Origin of the sequence: Streptomyces sp. MBT65 (assembly GCF_016612545.1) — a bacterium.
GTDB lineage: Bacteria > Actinomycetota > Actinomycetes > Streptomycetales > Streptomycetaceae > Streptomyces.
Genome location: NZ_JAENRY010000786.1, coordinates 1 through 392 on the forward strand (window position 1 = coordinate 1; position 392 = coordinate 392).

Below are 392 nucleotides of genomic sequence, written 5' to 3' on the forward strand. Positions count from 1 at the left end.
CCGGTGCCCGGGTCCTCGCCGCCGCACTGCACCACCTCCTGCGCCGGGTTGCCGCCGGCGGCGAGGACCCGGGCACCGGGCCCCACCGGCTGCTGCGCCACGCCCCCGACCACCACACCCTGCGGTGCACGGCGACCGCGGACACCCCGGCCGCCGCCGTCGCGGGCCGCACCGCCGATCTCCTCACCACGGCGGCGTACGGCCACCCGCTCACCCCCGCCCAGCGCGCGCTGCTCACCCGGACGGACGCCCACGCCCACGCGGCGCTCTTCCTCGAGATCGCCGCCGGGACGGACGCGGAGACCGTACGCCGGGCCCTGCACACGGTGGTGGCCGCCCACCCGCACCTGTGCTTCCGCCTCGACAGCGCGGCCGGCCGCGCTGTCGAGGCG

General features: G+C 79.8%; 1 protein-coding gene. It reads left to right on the forward strand.

The window, feature by feature from the left end; genetic code table 11:
• The coding region (locus JHN63_RS52110) for a hypothetical protein (RefSeq protein WP_200692065.1) at positions 1-392 on the forward strand (392 nt) is incomplete at both ends.